Source organism: Spirulina sp. 06S082 (genome assembly GCF_034932145.1).
GTDB lineage: Bacteria > Cyanobacteriota > Cyanobacteriia > Cyanobacteriales > Spirulinaceae > CCY15215.
Genome location: NZ_JAYGHV010000448.1, coordinates 1 through 5799 on the forward strand (window position 1 = coordinate 1; position 5799 = coordinate 5799).

At 45.0% G+C, this 5799-nt stretch carries 7 protein-coding genes; 1 reads left to right on the forward strand and 6 read right to left on the reverse strand.

Annotated features, from left to right (window positions below; genetic code table 11):
- On the forward strand, nt 1-247 hold a 247-nt coding region (locus tag VB714_RS26600; protein ID WP_323228300.1), incomplete at its 5' end, for an asparaginase.
- Nucleotides 248-297: 50 nt separating this feature from the next.
- Here VB714_RS26600 and VB714_RS26605 read toward each other — a convergent pair.
- The 6 genes from VB714_RS26605 to VB714_RS26630 all read right to left on the reverse strand — a co-directional run.
- The gene (locus VB714_RS26605; protein WP_323228302.1) at nt 298-3123 is read right to left on the reverse strand and encodes a cation-translocating P-type ATPase; all 2826 of its coding nucleotides are present in this window, start codon (nt 3121-3123) and stop codon (nt 298-300) included.
- A gap of 128 nt (nt 3124-3251) precedes the next feature.
- Nucleotides 3252-3881 carry a class I SAM-dependent methyltransferase gene (locus tag VB714_RS26610; protein WP_323228304.1) on the reverse strand — a complete coding sequence of 210 codons (630 nt, stop codon included), beginning with the start codon at nt 3879-3881 and terminating at the stop codon, nt 3252-3254.
- A 78-nt stretch (nt 3882-3959) separates the two neighbouring features.
- Nucleotides 3960-4271: an NADH-quinone oxidoreductase subunit NuoK gene (gene nuoK / locus VB714_RS26615; protein ID WP_323228305.1), complete on the reverse strand. Its 312-nt coding sequence runs from the start codon at nt 4269-4271 to the stop codon at nt 3960-3962.
- A 27-nt stretch (nt 4272-4298) separates the two neighbouring features.
- A complete protein-coding gene (locus VB714_RS26620; protein ID WP_416309809.1) occupies nt 4299-4910 on the reverse strand; it encodes an NADH-quinone oxidoreductase subunit J in 612 nt (203 codons plus the stop codon).
- Nucleotides 4911-4956: 46 nt separating this feature from the next.
- Nucleotides 4957-5529, reverse strand: a complete 573-nt coding sequence (gene ndhI, locus VB714_RS26625; protein ID WP_323228308.1) for an NAD(P)H-quinone oxidoreductase subunit I — start codon at nt 5527-5529, stop codon at nt 4957-4959.
- 49 nt (nt 5530-5578) lie between these two features.
- Nucleotides 5579-5799, reverse strand: a 221-nt coding sequence (locus VB714_RS26630; protein ID WP_323228310.1) for an NADH-quinone oxidoreductase subunit H, incomplete at its 5' end; no start/stop codon positions are given.

A 5799-nucleotide genomic window follows, 5' to 3' on the forward strand; every position in this document is an offset into this window, starting at 1 on the left:
AGAAGGTGAATTAGTCAGTAAGTCTGGTGCGGAAGGGATACAGTGTGTGGGAAGAGTGGGTGAGGGTATGGGGTTAGCTTTAAAAGTACGAGATGGTGCAAAACGAGCCAAATATGCAACAGCCATTCATCTTTTATTACAATTAGGTTGGTTAACGCCTTCTGTTGCAGAAAACTTAGCAGAACAATTTCTTAAAATTGATGATTATAAGCGTTTAGAAGTTGTAGGAGAGTTATCCATGATGTAATGAACTCGTATCAATAATTCAGGATTGAGTTTATAACCAGAGCTTTTTTGCTAATGCGTTCTCATTTTCCCTTGGAAAAACTTGCGGACAAAGAGTTTTTCCATTTCTACCCAAACAAACATCAAACTACTAAATCCCAAACAAATTAACAATTGTTCTGCGCTTAACATTTGCGTGCCAAAGAATTCCCTTAGAAAAGGAACATAGACGATCGCCAATTGTAAAGCGGTTGTCACCAAAACTGCCCATAATAAGGAAGGATTGCTAAAAAGATTCATTTCGATAGTTAAACGAGTAAAAGAACGTGCCGCGATCGCGTGTCCCATTTGTGCTAAACAAAGTGTCGTAAAAACCATCGTTTTCCAACTTTCCGGGTTATCTGTTCCTTGGGTCTGGTGATAGGATAATACCATCAGGGCAATGCTAAAAATGCTAAAAATAATCCCAATTCGCACAATATACGAACCCAAGCCCCGAGCAAAAATGCTTTCATTGGGGTTGTGGGGAGGCTGTTTCATGATATTAGGAGAAGCGGGTTCTACGGCTAAAGCTAAGGCGGGTAAACCATCGGTAACGAGGTTCATCCAGAGAATTTGGAGTGGCGTGAGGGGGACTCCCGATAAGCCTAAAATCGGGGCAGAGGCGATGGTAATGACTTCTCCAACATTACTCCCCAAAATATATTTAATAAAGCGGCGAATATTGTCATAAACCACTCGCCCTTCCTCCGTTGCAGCGACGATCGTTGCAAAGTTATCATCCAAGAGAACCATATCGCTGGCTTCTTTACTCACATCCGTTCCGGTAATCCCCATTGCAATGCCGATATCAGCCTGTTTGAGGGCGGGGGCATCATTCACTCCATCTCCTGTCATGGCTACAAAGCAGTTGCGGGCTTGCAGGGCGCGGACGATGCGGAGTTTATGTTCTGGGGATACTCTAGCGTAAACGCTGACTTTTTCTACTGCTAACTCTAGGTCTTGTTGGGAAAGTTTTTCTAATTCTTGTCCTGTTAATGTAGGGACGTTAAATTTAACGTCCTTACTGTCAGCAATACCGAGTTCTTTGGCGATCGCCTGGGCTGTTAAAGGATGATCCCCAGTAATCATAATTGGACGAATACCTGCATCCTTACTGCGCTGTACTGCGAGGGCAACTTCTGGGCGAGGTGCATCGATCGCCCCAGTTAGCCCCAACCAAATCATCTCTTGTTCGGGGTCATCTTCTTCGTTAGTGGAAGGTAAATCGTCTAAAACCTTGTAAGCAAACCCTAAAACCCGCAACCCTCGCGCTGCCATTTGATTGTTAGCGTTGAGAATTTCGTGACGGCGATCGGGGGTGAGAGATTCGGTTTCATTCCCTAACTGGTAAGATTGACAGCGACCGAGGAGAATTTCCGGCGACCCTTTGCTAAATAAGCTGTAAGATTCTCCATATTCGGAATCCAAACAAATAACACTCATGCGCTTGCGTTCGGAAGAAAAAGGGAGTTCGTCAACGCGCTGAAAGCGAGATTTGAGGCTTTCTTGTTCCAAACCCGCTTTTCCCCCTAAAGTCAGTAAAGAACCTTCTGTGGGATCGCCTAAAATATGCCATTTATTATCTTCGTAACGCAACAGAGAATCATTACAAAGGACGGCAGCGACAATTAAGGCTTGCAATTCGGGGCGATCTGGGGAGGCGATCGCCTCTCCCGACTCGAAAAATTCCCCTACGGGTTCGTAACCTTCTCCCGTAACGGGAAATGATCCCCTCGCTGTCTCCACTTCCCGAACAATCATTTTATTCTGGGTCAGAGTTCCAGTTTTGTCGGAACAGATGGTGTTAACGCTACCTAACGTTTCTACGGCGGGGAGTTTGCGGATCAGGGCGTTGCGCTTGACCATGCGCTGAGTACCGAGGGCGAGGGTAACGGTAATGACGGCGGGCAACCCTTCTGGTACAACTGCTACCGCCATACTGAGGGAAATTTCCACCAGTTCTCGCAGGGGACTCCAATTCCCCGCTTTGAGAATTCCGATCGCAATAACCAAGGCCACTAATACTAAGGACCCAGTAACGAGAACGTTCCCTAATTGGCTCATGCGCTTCTGTAAGGGGGTTTTCTCGTTTTCGACTCCTTGAATCATTTTGGCGATTTTCCCCAATTCTGTCGCCATTCCTGTGCCAGTAACGACAACTTTGCCTCGCCCCTGCACCACTTCTGTCCCAGAAAACACCATGTTAACGCGATCGCCTAATGGGGTATCGGCGGCTAAAGCTGTTGTGACGCGCTTATTGGCGGACTCTGACTCTCCCGTTAAAGTAGATTCTCTAATCTGTAAATTGGCGGCTTCCAGGAGTTGCCCATCGGCGGCCAATTGCACCCCCGCTTCTAACAAGAGAATATCTCCTGGTACGAGATCCGGTGCATCAATTTCCCGAGTTTGTCCCTCTCGCACTACTCGCACCCGAGAAGAAGCCATTTTCTTTAAAGCTGCGAGGGCGGCTTCTGCGCGGACTTCTTGCACATAACCTAAAATCCCGTTAAGAATGACGATAAAGAGGATGGCCGCCGTATCTTTAAAGGGGAGTCCGCTTTTGAGTTCGCCACTTTGCAACGCAAGAAAATCCAAAACCCCGGCGATAACAGCAACGGCAATCAGCATTAAAAGCATGATATTGCTAAACTGATCGAGAAAAATTTGCCAGCGCGTGCGTTGGGCGGTTTCTTGGAGTTCGTTGCGTCCGTAGTAACGCGATCGCACCTCCACTTCTGTTGCACTCAAGCCGCGATCGGCATTGCTTTTTAAGGTTGTCAGAGTATCATCTGCATTGTAGGTGTGCCAGTCTCGAGTCAGATCGGGCAAAGAAGCGGTCGAGGTTGATAGTGTCACTGATATCCATGGAAAGACGATCGATTTATCAATTATCAAGGAAAAATCGCTTTATTGTGGCGATCGCCTTCCTTATCTTTAGTTTGCGATCGCCAATTTACGATCGAATATAAATCATGTCCAAACGGTTATAAGCGCCGAAACTGTCCGAAATGTTCCTCTCCCTGACGTTTGGGATGAGAATTTTCTAGGGGATCGAGAGATAATATTTCAAAAGCGGGTTGAAAATAGCTGCAAATTTCTTCTGAAGTTGAACCGAAAGGGGGTCCCCCAGGGCGAGAATGAGTAAAAAATATGCCTAATAGTATTCCCTTGGGTTTAAGCAGCGATCGCGCGACTTCGACATAGCGATCGCGCTGTTCGGGTAAAATGGCGCAAAAGCAAGTATGCTCTACAACGTAATCAAAAACGCCTGCAAATTCTTCCGATAAGGCAAAGATATCTCGTTGCAAAAACTCTGCTTTTAAATTAACCTCTTGGGCGCGTTCTTGGGCGATGGCGATCGCGGAGGGAGCAAAATCGAATCCTGTTACCTCAAACCCCATTTTTGCAAATAAAAGGGCATCATTTCCGGTTCCACACCCTAAAATTGCAATTTTTCCCGATTTAGGAAACCCTGGGGAGTCAAGTAAATCTACAAAAGCAGGGGCAGGTTGCTTTAAATCCCAAGGAGTATCCTGGTTTTGATAGCGATTGTCCCAAAAAGGCGATCGTGTCGCATCTTTATTTTCTTTATTTTGTTCAATTTTATTTTGCATTAACCTTCTTATGTCAATACTTGTGTAGGGACGTTAAATTTAACGTCCCTACAAGGTTTAGCGCGATCGCTGAAATTGCTACCATTTCAACAGATTAAACTGTTCCATATCCACCGTATCCCGATTGCGATAAATGGCAAGAATAATAGCCAAACCTACTGCTGCTTCTGCGGCTGCAACGGTAATCACAAAGAGCGTAAAAACTTGTCCTCTTATATTTTCTGGGTCCAAAAAGTTGGAAAAGCCCATCAAATTGAGATTGACAGCATTGAGAAGCAAGTCCACGGACATGAGAACTCGCACGGCATTACGACTGGTGACTAAACCATAAATGCCGATACAAAATAATGCAGCAGCCAGAATGAGGAAATACTGAAGTTGTAAGTGCATAAACGCTTAGTTTTGAGTTTTGATTGCTTAATTTTTGGGAGAATTGCCTGCGATCGCCGCTACCTCTCGAGGACGTTCGGGTAATTTTAGATCCCCTTGAGGTTGCTTGGAAGTCTTAGAAACTGCGGGAATAAAATCCCGACGCGCTAGAATAATTGCCCCTACCATTGCCATTAAAAGTAATACCGAAGCTAACTCAAAGGGCAACAAAAAATCGCTGAAAAAATGCTTGCCGATCGCAATCACGGTACTACCCGTAACAACAGTTTCATCTATCGCCCAGGGAGTCGCTACAACCATTGTTCCCAATAACAGGAATAAACCCCCACAAACCACTGCTGTTGCGCCTTGGCGCAGCCAGCGATTTTTAACTGGAGTATAAATTTCCCGCTTGTTCACAAGCATAATAGCGAACAAAATTAAAACATTCACCGCCCCAACATAAATTAAAATCTGGGCTGCTGCAACAAAATCGGCATTGAGCAAAACATATAACCCAGAAATACTGATAAAAACCAAAGCCAACAAAAATGCCGAGTAAACAATTTTCTCGAACAAGACAACCCCTAAAGCAGCCATAATCATTAAGGCTGCTAAAACGATAAAGGCTATGTCTTGAACTCCTTCTGCTAAAGTCACTTTTTCTCCTTGTTGTAAATAATGGATAATCGGTAATGGGCGATCGCTACTCTTTAATATCTTCAGGACGTTGACCTGCTCTTTGAGAACCTTTGGGCAGATCGTGAGGTTCCATAACACCTTTAGGTAAATAAGCGAATTCTCGCAAGGGCGTTACCATTGGGTCTTGCGTTACCTTATAGGGTAAGCGTCCTAGAGCCACATTATCGTAATTGAGTTCGTGGCGATCGAAAGTTGCGAGTTCGTATTCTTCCGTCGCAGAGAGGCAATTGGTGGGACAATATTCAATGCAATTCGCACAGAAAATACAAACCCCAAAATCAATACTGTAGTGATTGAGTTTTTTCTTCTTTGCTACTTTGTCGAATTCCCAATCCACAACAGGAAGATTGATCGGACAAACGCGAACGCAGACTTCGCAGGAAATACACTTATCAAACTCAAAATGGATTCTACCCCGATAGCGTTCCGAGGGAATGAGCTTTTCGTAGGGATACTGCACGGTAATTGGACGGCGCTGCATATGGTCGAAAGTCACCGATAGACCTTGACCGATGTATTTTGCAGCCTGCACAGCATCCGTGGCATAGTCGCTAACTTGTTTGAGAAATTTAAACATGGAATAATTGGTGACTGAGCGCTGATAACTAATGACTGCTCACTGAATATTAGCCGCCAAAAGCAAAAGGAAGGGCTAATTTGAAAGCCGCCGTGAGGAGAAGATTTGCTAAAGAAATGGGTAGCAAAAATTTCCATCCTAAATTAAGGAGTTGGTCAATGCGAACCCGAGGCACAGTCCAACGGACAAGGATGGCGATAAAAACGAGAAAATAGGCTTTCAGTATCGTCATGATAATGCCTAAAGAAGCCGTTAAGACCTGTAACCAAG

Coding starts and splice junctions, on each gene's coding strand:
- nuoK (WP_323228305.1), bottom strand. CDS start 4,271: ATGCACTTACAACTTCAGTATTTCCTCATTCTGGCTGCTGCATTATTT.
- VB714_RS26610 (WP_323228304.1), bottom strand. CDS start 3,881: ATGCAAAATAAAATTGAACAAAATAAAGAAAATAAAGATGCGACACGA.
- ndhI (WP_323228308.1), bottom strand. CDS start 5,529: ATGTTTAAATTTCTCAAACAAGTTAGCGACTATGCCACGGATGCTGTG.